18 protein-coding genes are annotated in these 17,290 nt (G+C 71.2%); 15 read left to right on the top strand and 3 right to left on the bottom strand.

What is annotated here, in order from left to right:
• The first annotated feature begins 94 nt into the window (after positions 1-94).
• The 3 genes from tssB (at position 95) to WMF11_RS28310 (ending at position 2,818) form a co-directional block, all read left to right on the top strand.
• Positions 95-586 (top strand): type VI secretion system contractile sheath small subunit, encoded by a 492-nt coding sequence (tssB, locus tag WMF11_RS28320; RefSeq protein ID WP_012237614.1) that lies wholly within the window; start codon positions 95-97, stop codon positions 584-586.
• Between the two features lie 3 nt (positions 587-589).
• Positions 590-2,074 carry a type VI secretion system contractile sheath large subunit gene (gene tssC / locus WMF11_RS28315; RefSeq protein ID WP_437541406.1) on the top strand — a complete coding sequence of 495 codons (1,485 nt, stop codon included), beginning with the start codon at positions 590-592 and terminating at the stop codon, positions 2,072-2,074.
• Between the two features lie 153 nt (positions 2,075-2,227).
• Positions 2,228-2,818 (top strand): TIGR00730 family Rossman fold protein, encoded by a 591-nt coding sequence (locus WMF11_RS28310; RefSeq protein WP_437972922.1) that lies wholly within the window; start codon positions 2,228-2,230, stop codon positions 2,816-2,818.
• 58 nt (positions 2,819-2,876) lie between these two features.
• Here WMF11_RS28310 and WMF11_RS28305 read toward each other — a convergent pair whose 3' ends face one another.
• Positions 2,877-3,278, bottom strand: coding sequence for a hypothetical protein (locus WMF11_RS28305; protein ID WP_437902397.1), 402 nt, complete (start codon positions 3,276-3,278; stop codon positions 2,877-2,879).
• A 141-nt stretch (positions 3,279-3,419) separates the two neighbouring features.
• Positions 3,420-3,980 (bottom strand): helix-turn-helix domain-containing protein, encoded by a 561-nt coding sequence (locus tag WMF11_RS28300; RefSeq protein WP_437541399.1) that lies wholly within the window; start codon positions 3,978-3,980, stop codon positions 3,420-3,422.
• Positions 3,981-4,070: 90 nt separating this feature from the next.
• On the opposite strand from WMF11_RS28300, the gene WMF11_RS28295 reads away from it, so the two are divergent.
• The 5 genes from WMF11_RS28295 to WMF11_RS28275 all read left to right on the top strand — a co-directional run bounded on the left by WMF11_RS28295 (position 4,071) and on the right by WMF11_RS28275 (position 7,911).
• Entirely contained in the window at positions 4,071-4,883 is an 813-nt protein-coding gene (locus WMF11_RS28295; RefSeq protein WP_437972921.1) for an SDR family NAD(P)-dependent oxidoreductase, read from the top strand.
• Positions 4,880-5,905 carry an S-adenosylmethionine:tRNA ribosyltransferase-isomerase gene (locus WMF11_RS28290; protein ID WP_437972920.1) on the top strand — a complete coding sequence of 342 codons (1,026 nt, stop codon included), beginning with the start codon at positions 4,880-4,882 and terminating at the stop codon, positions 5,903-5,905. Before WMF11_RS28295 ends, WMF11_RS28290 begins: the two co-directional genes overlap by 4 nt.
• 211 nt (positions 5,906-6,116) lie before the next feature.
• A complete protein-coding gene (locus WMF11_RS28285) occupies positions 6,117-6,674 on the top strand; it encodes a chlorite dismutase family protein (RefSeq protein ID WP_437972919.1) in 558 nt (185 codons plus the stop codon).
• A 216-nt stretch (positions 6,675-6,890) separates the two neighbouring features.
• Positions 6,891-7,766, top strand: a complete 876-nt coding sequence (locus WMF11_RS28280) for a peptidoglycan recognition protein family protein (RefSeq protein ID WP_437972918.1) — start codon at positions 6,891-6,893, stop codon at positions 7,764-7,766.
• Positions 7,756-7,911: a hypothetical protein gene (locus WMF11_RS28275; protein WP_437972917.1), complete on the top strand. Its 156-nt coding sequence runs from the start codon at positions 7,756-7,758 to the stop codon at positions 7,909-7,911. The genes WMF11_RS28280 and WMF11_RS28275 overlap by 11 nt, the downstream gene beginning before the upstream one ends.
• Positions 7,912-8,009: 98 nt before the next feature.
• Here WMF11_RS28275 and WMF11_RS28270 read toward each other — a convergent pair whose 3' ends face one another.
• On the bottom strand, positions 8,010-9,686 hold the full coding sequence (locus tag WMF11_RS28270) for a hypothetical protein (protein WP_437972916.1): 1,677 nt from the start codon (positions 9,684-9,686) through the stop codon (positions 8,010-8,012).
• 200 nt (positions 9,687-9,886) lie between these two features.
• Between WMF11_RS28270 and WMF11_RS28265 the strand changes: the two genes are divergently transcribed.
• The 7 genes from WMF11_RS28265 to WMF11_RS28235 all read left to right on the top strand — a co-directional run bounded on the left by WMF11_RS28265 (position 9,887) and on the right by WMF11_RS28235 (position 17,247).
• Positions 9,887-10,534 carry a TetR/AcrR family transcriptional regulator gene (locus WMF11_RS28265; RefSeq protein WP_437972915.1) on the top strand — a complete coding sequence of 216 codons (648 nt, stop codon included), beginning with the start codon at positions 9,887-9,889 and terminating at the stop codon, positions 10,532-10,534.
• Positions 10,535-10,620: 86 nt separating this feature from the next.
• The gene (locus WMF11_RS28260) at positions 10,621-12,159 is read left to right on the top strand and encodes an FAD-dependent monooxygenase (protein ID WP_437972914.1); all 1,539 of its coding nucleotides are present in this window, start codon (positions 10,621-10,623) and stop codon (positions 12,157-12,159) included.
• A gap of 47 nt (positions 12,160-12,206) precedes the next feature.
• Positions 12,207-12,608, top strand: coding sequence for a group II truncated hemoglobin (locus tag WMF11_RS28255; RefSeq protein ID WP_012237604.1), 402 nt, complete (start codon positions 12,207-12,209; stop codon positions 12,606-12,608).
• A 209-nt stretch (positions 12,609-12,817) separates the two neighbouring features.
• Positions 12,818-15,850, top strand: a complete 3,033-nt coding sequence (locus WMF11_RS28250; protein ID WP_437972913.1) for a hypothetical protein — start codon at positions 12,818-12,820, stop codon at positions 15,848-15,850.
• 307 nt (positions 15,851-16,157) lie between these two features.
• Positions 16,158-16,370, top strand: coding sequence for a YgaP-like transmembrane domain (locus tag WMF11_RS28245; protein ID WP_437972912.1), 213 nt, complete (start codon positions 16,158-16,160; stop codon positions 16,368-16,370).
• 8 nt (positions 16,371-16,378) lie between these two features.
• Entirely contained in the window at positions 16,379-16,993 is a 615-nt protein-coding gene (locus tag WMF11_RS28240) for an RNA polymerase sigma factor (protein WP_437972911.1), read from the top strand.
• Positions 16,984-17,247: a hypothetical protein gene (locus WMF11_RS28235; RefSeq protein WP_437972910.1), complete on the top strand. Its 264-nt coding sequence runs from the start codon at positions 16,984-16,986 to the stop codon at positions 17,245-17,247. Before WMF11_RS28240 ends, WMF11_RS28235 begins: the two co-directional genes overlap by 10 nt.
• The last annotated feature ends 43 nt before the right edge of the window (positions 17,248-17,290 follow it).

The raw sequence follows: 17,290 nt of genomic DNA, 5'->3' as shown, positions 1-17,290 counted from the left end.
CGCCGAGAAGCTTGCCCGAGGGGCGGGGGTTTTGTTCTATGCTCGTTCGGCCTGCGGGCGCTCCGCCCGCTGCTGACGGGGAAAGGAGCCTGCGATGAAAGAGGGATCGGTCGCGCCGAAAGAGCGCGTGAACATCACGTACAAGCCGGCCACCGGGAACGCGAAGGAGGACGTCGAGCTGCCGCTGAAGCTCCTGATGCTCGGCGACTACACGCAGCGGCCGGATCCGCGGCCCCTCGAGGACCGCAAGCCCATCAACGTGGACAAGGACAACTTCCAGAAGGTCATGAGCGAGCAGAAGCTCGCGCTCACCTTCAACGTGAAGGACGTCCTGTCCGAGCAGGAGAACAGCGAGCTCACGGTCAACCTCAAGTTCCGCCGCCTGAGCGACATGGAGCCCGAGGCGATCGCGAACCAGGTGCCGGAGCTCAAGAAGCTGCTCGATCTGCGCGCCGCGCTGACGGCCCTCAAGGGCCCGCTCGGAAACGAGAAGGCGTTCCGCAACAAGATTCAGCAGATCCTGAGCGACCCGGCTCAGCGCAACAAGATCGTGAGCGAGCTCGGGCTCGACAAGGAAGGGGAGTAAGCGATGGCGACGGAGACACAGGCCGCGGGGAGCGCGGGCGTCCAGACCCTCGAGGGGGGGTCGCTGCTCGACGAGATCCTCGCCGAGACGAAGATGACGCCCGGCGACGAGGGGTACGAGATCGCCAAGCGGGGCGTGCAGGCCTTCATCTCGGAGCTCGTCGCCCCGCGGCGCGAGGGCGAGAAGGTCGACAAGGCCTTCGTCGACGCGCTGATCGCGGAGATCGACGTCAAGCTGTCGCGGCAGATCGACGAGATCCTCCACAACCCGAGCTTCCAGAAGCTCGAGTCCGCGTGGCGCGGCCTCAAGTTCGTCATCGACCGGTGTGACTTCCGCGAGAACGTCAAGGTCGAGATGCTCAACTGCTCCAAGGAGGACCTCCTCGCCGATTTCGAGGACGCCCCCGAGGTGCCGAAGAGCGGGCTCTACAAGATCGTCTACTCGGCCGAGTTCGGGCAGTTCGGCGGCAAGCCGGTCGGCGCGATCATCGCGAACTACGAGTTCGGCCCGGGCCCCCAGGACATCGCGCTCCTCCAGAAGTGCGCAGCGGTCGCGACGATGTCGCACGCGCCCTTCATCGCGGCGGCAGGGCCGCAGTTCTTCGGCCTGAAGGACTTCCAGGGGCTGCCCAACCTGAAGGACCTCAAGGCGCTCTTCGAGGGGCCGCAGTACACGAAGTGGAACGCGTTCCGCGAGACCGAGGACGCGCGCTACGTCGGGCTCGTGATGCCGCGCTTCCTGCTCCGCCTGCCCTTCGGCGCCAACACCGTCCCGGTGAAGGCGTTCAACTACGAGGAGGACGTGGTCGGCAAGCACGACGCGTACTGCTGGGGCAACGCGACGTACGCCTTCGCCACCCGCCTCGCCGACAGCTTCGCCAAGTACCGCTGGTGTCCGAACATCATCGGCCCCCAGGCGGGCGGCTCCGTGGAGAACCTGCCGCTCCACCAGTACGAGGCGATGGGCGAGATCCAGACGAAGGTGCCGACCGAGATCATGCTCACCGAGCGGCGCGAGTTCGAGCTCTCCGAGGAGGGCTTCATCGGGCTCACGTTCCGCAAGGACTCGGACAACGCCTGCTTCTTCTCGGCCAACTCCGCCCAGAAGGCGAAGTTCTTCGGGCAGAGCGACGAGGGCAGGGCGGCCGAGATGAACTACCGGCTCGGCACGCAGCTGCCGTACATGTTCATCATGTGCCGCATCGCGCACTACCTGAAGGTGCTGCAGCGCGAGCAGATCGGTACGTGGAAGGAGCGCGGCGATCTCGAGAAGGAGCTCAACGACTGGATCGGCCAGTACGTCGCCGATCAGGACGTCGTCTCCGCGGCGACCCGCGGGCGCAGGCCGCTCCGCAAGGCGCGCATCATCGTGACCGAGGTGCCGGGGAACGCCGGCTGGTACAAGGTCGACATGCAGGTGCGCCCGCACTTCAAGTACATGGGCGCCTTCTTCACGCTGAGCCTCGTCGGCAAGCTCGACAAGGAGTGATCCGCCGGTCACGGCACCGCCGCCACGCGGGGGTGCCAGGCCGCGGCGCGGGGGTGCCAGGGCGCGCCGCCGGGGAGAAAGCTACCCTCCACGGCGCGCCGGACCACCGCTCCCCGCTTGGACGAGCTCGCCTGCCGGCGTAGGCTCGGGCCCATGAGAACGCTCTCCAGGATCTGCGTTTACTGCGGGTCGAACCCCGGCGCGTCGCCGGCCTACCGCGAGGCGGCCGTGCGGCTCGGTGAGCTCCTCGCGGCGAGAGGGATCGGGCTCGTGTACGGCGGGGGCCGCGTCGGGCTCATGGGCGTGATCGCCGACGCGGTGCTCGCGCGCGGCGGTGAGGTGATCGGCGTCATCCCGGGGTTCCTCAACCAGCGGGAGATCGAGCACCGCGGGCTGACCGATCTCCGCGTGGTCGAGACGATGCACCAGCGCAAGGCAGAGATGGCCGCCCTCGCGGACGCGTTCATCGCCTTACCGGGGGGCGTCGGGACGCTGGAAGAGCTGTTCGAGGTGTGGACATGGACGCAGCTCGGCTCTCAGGACAAGCCGGTCGGGCTGCTCGATGTGGCGGGGTATTACCGCCCGCTGATCGCCTTTCTGGATCACGTCGTGGCCGAGCAGTTCATGAAGCCGGCCCACCGCGCCGTGCTGCAGGTCGCCGAGGAGGCGCCGGCCCTCCTGGATCTGCTCGCCGCGTGGCGCCCGGGCGCCGAGCCCAAGTGGATGGCGCCCGGCGAGCGGTAGGCGCCGCGGCGCCGTGTGATGCGCGCCGCGCTGAAGCAGCCGCCTTCTGCGATCCTCGTCATCCGAGGGCGCCGCCCGTGGCCTCGGCGTCCCACAACCGCCCCGCCATCCACGAGAGCAGCAGCACACCCGCCGTGTCCGCCGCGAAATCGGCGAGCGACGAGGTCCGGCGCGGCGACAGCCCCTGCGCGAGCTCCTCGAGGCCGGCGCCGGCGAGCACGAGCGCCGGGCCGAGGCGCGGGAACAGGATCCCGCGGCGGAGCGGGCGGAAGTCGAGCGCCCCGTCGACGCAGGCGGCGAGCAGGCCGAAGCCCAGCGCGTGCATCGCGAGGTCGGCGTGCGGGACCGACGGGAGGGACGTGGGGAGCAGGCCCGTGTAGGCGCCCGCCGAGGCGGCGGCGACAAGCGCGAGCTGGGCGCAGAGCAAGAGGCGGAACTGGCTGCTTCGTGGGGTGATCATGTGCCCGGCATAACGGCGCTGCGCGCTCGGGCAATCCGCGGTGAGCGGCCTCCTCGGGAACTCCTCGCGCGCCACGGCTCCGCCACATCTCGTCCGCAGCGCCGCCTCGCGCGCCGGTCGCGCTTCGCGACGGCTGCGCGCTCAGAGCACGCGCGCGAGGACCACGACCGAGTAGCCGACCGCCGGCTGCTTGCCGGGGTTGTTGTACGAGTGGCGCTGATCGCCGCGGAACACGGCGACGTCGCCGGAGCCGAGCGTGAACCGCTCTCCGCTGACCACGAGCTGGAGCTCCCCCGACTCGCACGTCAGGTACTCGCGGGTGCCCGGGGTGTGCGGGACGCCCGTCATCCGCCCGCCCGGGGGGATCGCGATGCGATCCATCTCCATGCCCGGGATCGGGTCCGGCAGGAGCTTGCGGACGAACGCCTGCCCGGGAGAGCGCGTGGGGAGCGTGTCGCGCGCGTAGAGCTGGCACGTGGCGCGGGGCGCGGAGAGCATCTCCTCGATGGAGACCTGGAGCGCGGCGGCGGCCCGGTGCAGCACGCCGAGCGTCGGGTTCGCCGCGCCGGACTCGAGGTGCGCCCAGGTCGCCCGCGGCACGCCGGCGAGCTTGGCCAGCTGCTGCTGCGTCAGCCCGCGCGCCTCGCGCAGCTGCTTGATGTTCTTCGCCAGCCGCCCCGCGAGCTCCGCGTCCTGATCCATGCCCGGAGATTAGCACTCTTCCAGGATATTGGCGCCCGCTCCAACGGGAGAACCCGCGCGGATTAGGCTGGTGTCGAGGAGGAAGGCACCATGAACGACGAATCGACCGGAAGCGAGGCGCTGATCCAGGCCGAAGGGAGCTCCCACCCGTCGCTCCCCCGCGCCGCGCGGGGCGAGCGGTTCGCGCCGCGGGCGGCGCTGGTCACCGGGGCGAGCCGCGGGCTCGGCGCCGCGCTCGCCAGGGAGCTCGCCCGGCAAGGAGCGAAGGTGGTCCTCGTGGCGCGCGAGCGCGCGCCGCTCGAGGCCGTCGCGGCCGAGATCGCCGCGCAGGGCGGGGAGGCGCACGCGCTCGCGGCGGACATCGGGGACAAGGGTCAGACGCACGCGATCGCCGGCGCGGCGGCGGCGCTGGTCGGGCCGATCGACCTGCTCATCCACAACGCGAGCACGCTCGGCAAGACGCCGCTGCCGATCCTGCTCGACACGGAGTGCGAGGATCTCGGGCGCGTGCTCGAGGTCAACGTGGTCGGCCCGTTCCGCCTGACGAAGGTGGTCGCCGGCGCGATGGCGCTGCGGCGGCGCGGGGTCGTCGTCCACATCAGCTCGGACGCGGCGGTGAACGCCTATCCACGGTGGGGCGCTTATGGCGCCTCGAAGGCGGCGCTCGATCACCTGAGCCGCACCTGGGCCGCAGAGCTCGAGGGGACGGGCGTCGCGTTCTACGCGGTGGATCCGGGCGAGATGAACACGCGGATGCACGCGGAGGCCATCCCCGACGCCGACCCGAGCACGCTGGCCGATCCAGCGGACGTGGCGAGGCGCATCGTCGCGCTCGTCGGCCGCGCCGGCGACGTGGCGAGCGGCGCGCGCCTCGAGGCGGCGCGCCTCCAGGAGGCGCCATGAGCCCCGCCGTGTGGCCCCGCGAGAGCCCGCTCGAGGAGCGGCTCCTCCACGTCGATCCGCGGAAGGGGCGTCTTCGCGACGCGCGCATCGCGGATCTGCCCGCGCTCCTCGAGCCGGGCGATCTCCTGGTCGTCAACGACGGCGCCACGCTGCCGGCGTCGCTCCACGGCGCGACCGAGCGCGGCGCGGCGGTCGAGGTGCGCCTCATCGGCGAGGTGTCCGAGGGGCGCTACTCGGCCCTGCTGTTCGGCGCCGGCGACTGGCACACGCGCACCGAGGAGCGCCCGGCGCCGCCCGCCCTCGGCCCGGGGGACGCGGTGACGTTCGGAGACGATCTGTCGGCCGTGATCGAGCGCGTGTCTCCGGCCTCGCCGCGCCTCGTCGAGATCGCCTTTCGCGAGCGGGGCGCGCCGCTCTGGTCGGCGCTCTACCGGCGGGGGCGCCCGATCCAGTATGCGTACGTCGCGGCCCCGCTCGCGATCTGGCACACGCAGACGCGCTACGCGAGCCGGCCTCTCTGCGCCGAGCTCCCGTCGGCCGGGCGGCCGCTCGTCTGGGGGCTGCTGCTCGAGCTGCTCCGCCGCGGCGTGCGCGTCGCCTCGCTCACGCACGCCGCCGGGATCTCGTCGACGGGCGAGCCGGCCCTCGACGCCCTGCTCCCCTTGCCGGAGCGCTTCGACATCCCGGAAGAGACGGTGACGGCGGTGCGCGAGGCCAAGGCGCGCGGGTGCCGGGTCGTCGCGGTCGGCACGACGGTGACGCGCGCGCTCGAGGGCTGCGCCGCCCTGCACGGGGGTGAGCTCCAGGCCGGGCCGGGGGTCACCGACCTGGTCCTTCACCACGGCTTCCGGCCGAGGGTGGTCGACGGGCTCCTGACCGGCGTGCACGATCCGACGGAGAGCCACTTCCGGCTCCTCGAGGCGTTCGCGCCTGCCTCGCTGCTCCACCGCGCGAACTCCTATGCGGAGGAGGCAGGGTATCTCTGTCACGAGTTCGGCGACTCCTATCTTGTTCTGAGCTGACGCGGGCGACGGAAAATCATCGCGCGGAAACCACGGCGAAACCCCTGTCCGCACATCATCCACCGCGTTGCGTGTCGGGCTCGGCCGGCGCGGCGAGCCCGAGCGCAGCCGCCTTCCCGGGCGCTCTCGTGACGAGAGGGCGTGTGGTACGGCCGCCCGCCGTTCGGGTCGGTGGGATTCGTCCGGCGTTGCCGTCGCCTCGGAGCGATCGATGGAAGGAAATCCGGTTCGGGTGAGTTTCGTCGCAGGTTCCGCCGGGGAGTGGCGGGTCGAGCGGATGATCACGGTGCGAGGCGAGGAGATGCCCGCAGCGCCGCGGCTGCAGCGCGTCGAGGGGAGCAGCTTCGTCGCGCCTCCGGGAGCGGCCTGGGTCCTGAACGGCGTGAGGAGCAACGAGCGCTACGTCGAGCTCGAGGAGAGAAAGCGCCTCGTCGCCGTCCAGGAGGACCTCGGCCGGGCGTCGAGCTCGCAGGCGGCGCTGATCCCGCTCAGGAAATCGAAGGCGTGGTGGGCGCTCGCGCAGGACGAGCGGCGGGCGATCTTCGAGGCGAGGTCGCGCCATATCAAGATCGGGCTGGAGTACCTGCCGGCCGTGGCGAGGCGGCTCTACCACAGCCGGGATCTCGGCGGCCCGTTCGACTTCCTGACCTGGTTCGAGTTCGCCGAGGGCGACGCCGGCGCCTTCGACGAGCTCGTGGGCAGGCTGCGCGAGACGGAGGAGTGGTCCTACGTGGAGCGGGAGATCGAGGTGCGGTTGTCGAGCGCATAGTACGGAGTTGCCGAGGGATGCGTTGATGGAGGGTGAACCGTCGCGATCGGGTGCTTCCCTGGAGCTGCGAGCCGAACCCCGCGTCCGCTTCGTGTCCACCCTGTTGCCCGCCCGCGCGTCGTGCCCGCGGAGCGGGCGGGGCAGCCCTGCGAGATCCGTGATAATTGTTGAGCTCGCCAGCTCCCCTTGGTACCCTCCTCAGCGGAGGCGGTCGCCATGGGAAACGTCGATTTTCTCTGGGATGGCAGGCAACTCCGCGATATGGCGGCGTTCGATAGCTACCTGTCGACGCTCGGCAAGCGGGGCCCCGCGTGGGTGAAGGGCATCGTCATTCACCACACGGAGGGATTCCGCAAATCGTGGAATGGGAACGTCGACATGCCCAATCTCATGGCGACGTACAAGGCCAAGCCCAAGTGGACCGCCGGCCCCCACCTCTTCAATGCGCCGGATGGCATCTGGGTCGGCACGCCTCCGAATCAGGTGGGCATCCACGCCGGGGAGTGGAACGCCCGGACGCTCGGCATCGAGATCGTAGGAAATTACGACAGAGAGACGATGTTGCCGGATCTCCGTAACAGGGCATTCTGCATGATCCGCTCTCTGATGCGGTGGTGCGAATTGCCCTTCAACGACATCACGGCGAACACGGTGCCTGGGCATCGCGAGTGCTCGTGGAAGGACAAGACGACCGGTACGATCATGTATCCGCCTACGTGGGACGGCAAAGGGATCAAGACGTGCCCGGGCCGGAACACCGATATGAACGTATTTCGAACCGACCTGGCCCGCTTTCTGAGGACCTACCGAGCGTCGTCGACCGGAGCCAACGTCTACAACGTGGATGCTCCGTCGCGCCCTCGGAAGATCGTCGGCAAGCTGAACCGCGCAGCGCTGGTCCAGGTCACGAGCTTCACCTACGGTGGTAGCTGGGCGCTGCTCGACTCCAAGATCCCGCGCATGGCGGGCGTGCCCAGCGGCCTCATGTACGTGGCGAAGAGCGACCTCACGGACATCACCGAGTCCCCTGGCGCTTCGAACGCCGTGATCCTCCAGGCCGACGCCTGGTCCACCTCCCTCTGTGGCCGGTGACACCGCCGGAGGGCGCGGATCGCCGCGTGGCGCGATCCGGGGCTCGACGATCGGCGGCGCGACGGACCCGGGCGCGGCGCTCCTCGGGGTCGAGGGGCAGGCGGTCGAGCAGAGCGCCCGCATCGCGCTCGTCGGGCCCGTCTGAAGTCTTTTATCGCCTCGAGGTCTGCTGCACCCCGAGAGCACGCCGACAAAACCAAGAAGGCGGCCAGGTCGCCCCGGGCGCTCTCTGCGCCGTCGCGATCACTCGCAGACGTGCGTCGTCGTGTTGCACGTGGCCGGCGAGGTGCAGCTCGAGTCGTCGTTGCACTCGACGCACGTGCCAGCCGCGAGCCCGCTGCCGCACACCGTCTTGCCGGGCAGGCCGTCGGCGGCGCAGTCGGTGCCCGCCGGCGCCGTCGAGAAGCTCGGCATGGCCGGCGTGCCCGTGCACGCGAGGTCCGTCAAGCAGACGGTCGCTGACACCGGGACATCGGTGACGTCATCGTCCGTCGTGGTGCCGCCGGCGCCGTTGCACACGCGCTGCTGGCAATCGCCCGGCGTCTGCCCGGACGGCACCACGGTGCCCGCTGCGTAGCGCTGGCAGGCGCCTGCGCCGTCGCAGGACCCGTTGGTCCCGCACGACGCCGCGCCCGTGTCCGGGCACTCGTCGTCCGGATCGCCTCCGGCCGCGATGTCGTCGCAGACGCCGTCGGAGCCGCCGAGCTTCTTGGCCGCGGAGCACGCCTGGCAGGCGCCGGTGCACGCCGTGTTGCAACAGACGCCGTCAACGCAGCGCGCGCTGGCGCACTCGGCGTTGGCCACGCAGGACGCGCCGTCCGGCTTGGCCGCGCAGGTGCCGCCGCTGCAGAAGCCCGTTGTGCAGTCGTCCGCGACGCCGCACGTCTGCCCGACACCGCACCTGTCGCAGGCCGGAGCGCCCTGGAAGGACGCGCCGCCGCAGTCGACGTCGGTCTCGTTGCCGTTCTGGTCGGTGTCCATGCAGCTGGGCGTCGCGCACAGGCCGGCCGTGTTGCAGTAGCCGCTCGCGCAGTCCGAACCGAGCGTGCACTCCAGGTCGTCGGCGCAGGGCGCGCAGCCGGAGCCGTCGTCGATGCCGCCGCAGTCGACGTCGGTCTCGCTGCCGTTCAGCAAGCCGTCGGTGCACGACACGTTGACGCACGTGTGCGTGCCCCCCGGATCGCAGAGCTGGGGCGCGGTGCAGTCGGTGCCCGAGAGGCAGCCGACGCAGGCGCCGCTACCGTCGCAGACCTTGCCGCCGGTGGTGCACCTCGTGCCAGCGGTCTTCGGTGAGCTGCCCGGAGTGCCGCCCGGGCACGTGCCGACGTTGCATTCGTCGTCGGCCGGCTTGTCGGTGTCGTCGCGGATCGACGTCGTGCCGCCGTTGCCGTTGCAGACCTGCTGCTTGCAGTCACCCGCCGCCTGGCCCGCCATCGTGACGGTGCCGTCGGGCACGTTGGTCGTACCGCAGCACCGCGCTTCGCACGTGGCCTTCACGCACTCCGTGGCCGGGGCCGGGCAATCGCCGATCGTGTCGCACGGTGTCGCGCCGCCGGGGCATGCCATTGCGCCACCGGTGCCATCCGAGCCGCCGGTGCCGCCGGTGCCATCCGAGCCGCCGGTGCCGCCGGTGCCATCCGAGCCGCCGGTGCCATCCGAGCCGCCGGTGCCGTCCGAGCCGCCGGTGCCATCCGAGCCGCCGGTGCCGCCCGAGCCGCCGGTGCCTGACGACGAGCTAGCGCTGCTGCTCGTCGTCGTGCCGCCTCCGGAGCCACCGGTCCCGCCGGCGCCGCCGGCGCCGCCCGTGTCGGAGATCCGGCTGCGATCGACGGCGACGATGAGCTCGCAGCCGGTCAGGTTCACCGTGAGCGCGCCCGCCGCGAGCACCAACGCAGGGAGGAATGTCGTTTTCTGGTTCATGCCAACAAGCACATTGGCCAGGGGCCAGACCTGACCAGGGGCCGAGCCTACAGCAAGATGCCCAGGGAACCGCAGGTTTTCTCTGACGATGCCCGAGATGGGAGAGCGCGCGCCCGGCGCCTGGTCCACCGCGGGAGGGGGACGCGGCCAGGTCGCGCCCTTGACGGCCGCTCGTTCATGAGTAAATAAACATTTACCTGATGCCGGGAGACGAGAAAAAGGAGACGCGGCGGGCGCTCCTCGACGCCGCCGCCGAGGAGTTCGCGCGGCATGGGCCTGACGGGGCCCGCGTGCACGCCATCGTGGGGCGCGCCGGGGTCAACGAGCGCATGATTTACCATCACTTCGGGAGCAAGGATGGCCTCTACCGCGCGGTCATCGAGGACCAGTGGTCCGGCCTCATGGAGGGGTGGCGGCCGGCGCTCGAGGCGTCGGCGGCGCTCGAGCCGCGCGAGGGGCTCTGGCGCGCGTTCACGATGTTCTTCCGGCTGCTCCTCTCGCGCCCGCTGTGCATGCCGCTCGCGATGCACGAGGCGATGAGCGGCTGGCAGGCCGCGCCGCCAGCGACGCTCGCGATGCTGCCGTCGGAGCTGCGCGATCTCTACGAGCGAGGTCAAGCCGCCGGGGTGTTCCGGCGCGACTGCGAGTTCGAGCTCCTGTACTGCACCGTCGTCGGCGCGCTGGCCGGGATCGGCATCTTCGGGCCGCGCTTCTCGGACCTCCGGGCGCGCCTCTCGTGCGATCTCGAGCTCGCCGCGCGCCTCGGCGAGCAGACCGTGAGCCTCGTGCTGGATGGCGTGACCACGCCTGAATGGGGCGGCCGCGCGGGCGCGTCAGAGGCCACGTGACGTGAGCCTCGTTCGTCCGTCGCCGCCCGCAGGTCGTCGCTGAACAATCGTTGTCAATCGATCGTTGCTCGACAAGGAGAACGCGTATGAACGTCGATGTCGTCATCGTGGGCGGCGGTCCGACCGGGTTGATGCTGGCCTGCGAGCTGCGGCTGGCCGGCGTGCGCCCCGTCGTGCTGGAGCGGCTGCCCGAGCCCACGGGGCTCTCCAAGGCGCTCGGCCTCGGCGGGCGCGCCGTGGAGATCCTCGACCACAGGGGCCTCCTCGATCGCTTCCGCGGGCAGCAGAGCGCCGCAGAGATGACGCGCTTCGTGCACTTCGGCGGGATACCGCTGGCCATCGGCGGCGATTCCCCGCGTGTCGCCAGGCGTTTCCTGAGCATCCATCAGGCGCGCATCGAGGCGCTGCTGGAAGAGCGCGCGCGCGAGCTGACGACGGAGATCCGTCGAGGTCACGAGCTCGTCGGGCTGGATCAAGGCGGGGAGGGCGCGACGGTCACGGTCCGAGGCCCGGACGGCGACTACCCGCTTCGGGCGCGCTTCGTCGTGGGGTGTGACGGCGGCCGCAGCGCCGTGCGCAAGCTGGCCGGGATCGGCTTTCCTGGACTCCCGCCCTCCCGGCTCCTGCGCCTCGCCGACGTCACGCTGGCCGAGGGCGCGACGGAGGACGGGCACCTCGTCCTCTCCGGCGGCCGCCGCGTTCGGTTCGGGCTCGGCGGGATCGCCCTCGTTCCCCTGGGAGCGGGCGTGTTTCGCGTGGTCACGTCGGAGCCGTATCCGCCGGACTTCGACCGCGACGCGCCGATGACGCTCGACGAGCTGCAGGCCAGCGTTCGCGCGGCGCTCGGCGAGGATCTGCCCGTCCGCGAGGCGCGGTGGTTGTCTCGGTTCACCGACGCCAGCCGGCAGGCGGAGACGTACCGCGCGGGCCGCGTGCTGCTCGTGGGCGACGCGGCGCACATCCATCTCCCCGCAGGCGGGCCAGGCCTCACCACCGGATTGCAGGACGCGGTCAACCTCGGCTGGAAGCTGGCGGCGGAGGTCCACGGCTGGGCGCCGCCGGGGCTCCTCGACACCTACCACGCGGAGCGGCACCCCGAGGGCAAGCGCGTGATCATGCACACGCGGGCGCAGGGCGCGCTGATGATGCGGGACGAGCGCGTCGCCGCGCTGCGCGAGCTGCTCGGTGAGCTGCTCAAGCACGAGCAGAGCCTGCGGTATGTCGTCGAGATGCTGGACGCGGCCGACGTCCGTTACGAGATGCCGACCGAGCCCGGCGAGCAGCATCCGCTGCTCGGGCGCTGGGCGCCGGACGTCGCACTGACCACGCAGAAGGGGGAGACGCGGGTCGCGCAGCTCATGCACGGGGCCAGGGGCCTGCTGCTCGATCTGACCGGCGGCGCCGCGCTCGGCGGCGTGGCCGCGCCCTGGGGCGATCGCGTGGACGTCGTGAGCGCTCGCTGCGCCGCGCTGCCGCGCCCCGCGGAGGCGCTGCTGATTCGCCCCGACGGCTACGTGGCCTGGGCGGCCGCGGCAGGTGAGCCCGAGGCCCCCGCCCACCGCCGGCTGCGCCGCGCGCTCGCCGCGTGGTTCGGCGCGGCCTGCGGCAGCTCCGCGGCGGCCTGAGCCGGCGGCGTGCAGCGCCGGCGCAGATCCGGTAGAGGGCATCGCCCATGGCCGAGCCGTCCGAGACCCCTTTCGATCTGCTGGGCGGCGAGCCGGCGGTGCGCCGGCTCGTCGAGCGCTTCTACGACCTCATGGGCCGCGACGAGCCGGCGCTCGCGCGCCTCCACGTCTGCGACGAGGGCGGCCAGGTCGCCCGGGAGAGCCGCGACCGATTCGCGCTCTTCCTGATCGGCTGGCTGGGCGGGCCGCAGGACTACATCGCGGCGCACGGCCACCCGCGGCTGCGGATGCGCCACGCGCGCGTCCCGGTCGATGTGGCGATGCGCGACGCCTGGATGCGCTGCATGCGGGCCGCCATGGCCGAGCTCGACGTGCCCGCGCCGCTCCGCGCCTTCCTCGACCAGCGCTTCGCCGAGGTGGCGGACTTCATGCGAAACCGTCCGGGCTGACGGGAACCGCCGGCCGGCGCGGCGCGGCGCGCGAGGCGCGCGCGTCTGGACGCCCCCATCGCTCCCCGATTTTCCGTACGATACGTCGTTCGCTCTCTGAGGTCGCGCGAGCCGCCTGCCGCCAGCGCCGCGGAATCCGGGGCGCCACGGCGGGCGTGCGGCGCCTGGAATCCGCGCGGGGAACGATGTCTCAACCGAACGAGCACCCGATGACCAAGCCCACGCCGCCGGACGAAGGGCGCGCGCTGCAGCAAGGGAGCACCCGCGTCGCTGACGCGCCGGATCGGCAGGGGCCGCGTCACGGGCAGCGCAACCCCTGGCCATGGATAAGGCGCTTCCTTGGCGAGCTGCATCCGCGCGTTCGGCGGCTCCTGGTGCCCTACTGCCTGATCGTCGCGGCGGTGCTGTTCAGGGTGCCGCCGAAGCTCGTCACTCCGGTCATCGAGCAGCGCGGCGCGCTCGCCAGCGCCGCGGCGCACGCGGTCCCGATCACCTTGGTCTTCTTGCTGTCCGTGGCACCTCAGGCGTTTGTCGTGTGGGTCTTCTTCCGGCGCCCGCCGCAGGATCCACCCCCGGCAGCGGGCTCGACCCGGCTCAAGCGCATGAGCCGCGGCGGGCTCTTGATCGCCGTCGGCCTGATGGTGAGCACGTTTCTCACGGTATGGGGGGTAGCGCTGTGGTACGCGGTCCACGGGAACGAGCGCACCGACCTGCTGTACAAGGCGGGTTGCTCGTTCATCGTCTTCCTGATGCTGATCCTCGGCACGCTGCTGACGATCCTGCAGTCGTGGGAGTCCGCCGAGCGGCCTTCGAGGGACGAGGCCGTGTACCCCGACATCGGTCGGCTTCGCGCGCTCGAGGCCGAGTGGATCCAGGCGCGGCGCCGCGCGGCGAACCTGAAGCACGAGGCCGCGGGCGACGGCGATCCGCGCGGCGCGCACCTCATCGGGCTATCGCTCTCCGGCGGAGGCATCCGCTCGGCGACCATCTGCCTCGGCTTCCTGAAGGGGCTCGCCACGATCCCGACGAAGAGCGGTGAGGTGATCCTCAGGTACGTCGATTACATGAGCTCCGTGTCCGGCGGCGGCTGGGCGGGGGGCGCGCTCACGGCTCGGACGTCCGGCCCTCAGCCGGAGGGGGACGCGGGGCGTGAGCGCCGCTTCGACCCGCTGGAAGCCGCGTCATGGAACCGCCTCCTCGACAGGATCCGCCTGCGAGGCGACTACCTTATTCCCGGCGGGATCGGCCTTACCGCGAACACGCTCCAGCCCCTCCTCATGATCTTCGTCGGCGCGATCGCCAATGCGCTGTCGCTCCTCACCGCCGGGTTCGCGGCGATCGTGTTCCTCCACCACTCGAGCGCGAGATCGCCGAAGGCGTTCCTCGCGCGCGTGGTCGAGCACGGCGTGACCGCGGTGGTCTGCCACGTCGACGGAGCGCGATCTCTCTTCTTCACCACGGCCTCTGCGGCGCCTGACACGTTGCCTGGCGCGATCGCAAGAGACCTCCCCGTGCTCGACCTCCTCGTGTTCGTCCTGGCGATGATAGGGGGTGTCCTTCTCGCCGCCCTGCTCGTCATGTACCTCGGGATCCTCTTCTCGTGGCCGTCCGTCCACGAGGCGGGGACCTGGCTCGCCGCTCGCGCGGCGCTGCTCGTGGTGCTCACGTGGGGCTCCCTGCTGGCGCTGCGGGCCGATCCGCTGCTCACCCTCTTCGTGCTGTGCGCTGCCCTGGCCGTCGCGCTTGCTGTCCTGCTGAGTCGCCTGAAGCGCGAGCAGCTCCTCGCGGTCATCGGGGTCGCCATCAGCGGACAGGTGTTCGCGCTCAGGTTCACGGATCTCTACGATGTCGTGAAGGGCGTCACGTCGACATGGGCGAGCATGCTTCAGTGGCTGCTCTTGGAGCCGATCGAGCTCGCTCGGTCGATCGACGGGCTCGTCCACGTGCCTGTCCGGCAGGACCCGATGAAGGTCGTCGAGCTGACGTTGGGGGCGACGCTCTGCCTGGTGTTCATCGGGCTCAGCTTCCTGACGTCGAGGAACTACGCGGGGATCAACAGGTTCTGGGCCAACCAGATCCGCCGTGCCTACCTGTCGCTGCCGGGCGACTCCGGCCGGGCAGCCAGCGATTCGCCCTCCGCCTGGCCGCTCGCGGCGCTGAGGCCCTCGAACGAGCCGCGCGTCGAGAGGACGTACGCGGCGGACCCGCGGCCCTGGAACCTGGGCGGGCCGCGCCGCGGCGCGCCGCTCCACGTCGTGACCGCCACGGTCAACACCCCGGGGTCGGACGACCCCGTCCTCTACAAACGGGGCACCGCGCGGTTCGAGTTCAGCCCCTATGCCGTCGGCGGGCCCGCGACCGGGTGGGGGCCGGCCGAGGCCTATGGCGACGCGCTCACCCTGGCCCATTCGAACGCCATCAGCGCCGCGGCCGTGAACAGCCAGGGCGGCACGTTGATCCCGCGGTGGGCGCGCGTCGTCCTCACCCTGCTCAACTGCGGTCTCGGCGTCTGGGTCCGGAACCCGCGCTTTGCGAGGCGCGCCGGCAAGCAGCTCATGCTCTTCCGGAGGTGGGCGCACTTCTGGAGCGCCTATCACATCAAGGAGATCTTCGCGCGGAACAAGGAGAGCGACACGCTGGTCTTCGTCTCCGATGGCGGTCACCACGACAACCTGGGGCTGACCACGCTCGTCGAGCGAGAGTGTGAGCTCATCCTGTGCATCGACGCCGGCGCCGATCCCGAGTGGACGTGCGACGAGCTCGCGAAGGCGGCGCGCATCCTGCGCGTGGACCGCGGGCTGAACTTCGAGCTGAAGCGCGAGGACCTCGAGCGCGTTCGCCCGAAGGATCCGCGAGGCACGTGGGAGCAACGCACCCCGAGCACGCCGATCCTGGTGGGGAAGTTCAAGCCGGATCCGGGCGAGAAGACCGAGGCGACCAAGGAGGTCACGGTGGTCTACGTCAAGGCCGGCCTCTTGCCGGGACTGCCGCTCGACGTCCAGCGTTATGCGGAGTCTCACCCCGAGTTTCCGCACCAGACGACCGCGGATCAGTTCTTCGACGAAGCCCAGTTCGAGGCGTACCGGCTGCTCGGTGAGGCGCTCGCTCACGAGGTGGTGCGCACGCTGGACGACGCGACGGGGAGCGCGGGCAAGAGCTGGGCGAGCACCGTGGAGGACCTTCGCCCCGAGCCCCGCGCCGTCAGACCAGGCGACGTCGCCGGCCGCGTCGCTCCGGCCTGAGCGCGGCGAGCGTGGCGCGGGTGAAGACCTGCGCGATGCGCCCGATGGCGCGCTCGTCAAGAGCGAACGCGTGGTGGCGCGGCGCCGCGCTCGGCCCGACAGCGCCCGGAGCTGCGTGAGGGGACGCGTCGCGCAGGCGTGGACGCGTCGCGCAGGCGTGGACGCGTCGCGTAGGCCTGGATGCGTCGCGCAGGCGTGGACGCATCGCGCAGGCGTCGCTCGGTCGTTTTCTGCGCCATTGGCGCAACGATTTCGTGAATCCTCCACCCCGCGCCGGGGCTTCTCCGGACGAAAGGTGGAGGAGCTCATGAAACGCAATGTGGGGAACATGGATCGGTTGCTGCGTGGTCTGGGTGCGCTTGCGCTGCTGGCGTGCGCCTGGGCGGCGCCGCTGACGCTCGCGACGCGCCTCGCCGTGTTCGGTCTGGCGGGCGTGTACATGCTGTTCACGACGCTCTCGGGCACGTGCTTCGGGTACGCTCTGATGGGCAGATCCACATGCCCCCTCCAGCGGAGCTGAGGCGCTGAATGGACGCATCGAGATCCCACGATCCGGTCTTCACGGCGGCGGCGCTCGGCGATGACGGCGCGCTGGAGCTGCTCGTCCGCGCCTACCACGACCGGGTGTACCGCTTCGGGCTGCGCGCGTGCCGCGACGCCTTCGACGCCGACGATGCGGTCCAGGAGGCCTTCACGAAGCTCGCTCGCCGCCCCGAGGTGGCGCGCGATCCGGGCGCCCTCTCCTGGCTGATGACGGTGGTCCGGAACGCGTGCCTGCGCATGCTTCGCCCCTTCGCGCGGGAGCGCTCGAGGCTGGGGGACCGGGTGGACGACATCGATGCGGTGCCGTCGGGCGATCTCGACCCGCAGGCAGCCTTCGAGCGCTGGCGGCTGGTCCGCGCCGTGCATGAGGCGATCGCCGTGCTGGAGCGGCCCTATCGGGAGGTGCTCGTGCTGCGCGACGTCGAGGGGCTGACGGGCGAGGAGGTGTGCCAGAGGCTCGGGCTCGGCGAGGCGGCCATGAAGAGCCGCCTGCACCGGGCGCGGCAACTGGTGCGGCGGGAGGTCCTCCGGCAGGAGGGCGCGCCTTCCGCCTCGGGGGTGCGGGGAGGGGAGGAGAGGAGGAACAAGCCATGTTCGTGAGCAGGAGCCTTGTGGAGCACTTCGCGCGCGGGGCGATCTTCGTCGCGGCCCTCGTGGCCTCGGTGCTCGTCGCGCGCGCTTCCCTCTGGCTGGCGATGGCGCTGCTGCCGGTCGCGCTGGTGGCGGTGGGCGGATGCCCGATGTGCTGGACGCTGGGGTTGATCCAGATGGTCAGGGCCAGGGCGCGAGGGGAGCACCTCGAAGAGCCGTGCGACGACGGCGGATGCGCCTGGGCGCCGCAGAGCCGCCGGTGAGCTAGCGCGAAGCGCTGGTCCCGGGGGCGCGCTCGGCGTATGA

The sequence above is a fragment of the Sorangium sp. So ce295 genome, from assembly GCF_051527405.1.
GTDB classification, from domain to species: Bacteria; Myxococcota_A; Polyangia; order Polyangiales; family Polyangiaceae; genus Sorangium; species Sorangium cellulosum_B.
This window is presented reverse-complemented; position numbering and strand designations above follow the sequence as displayed.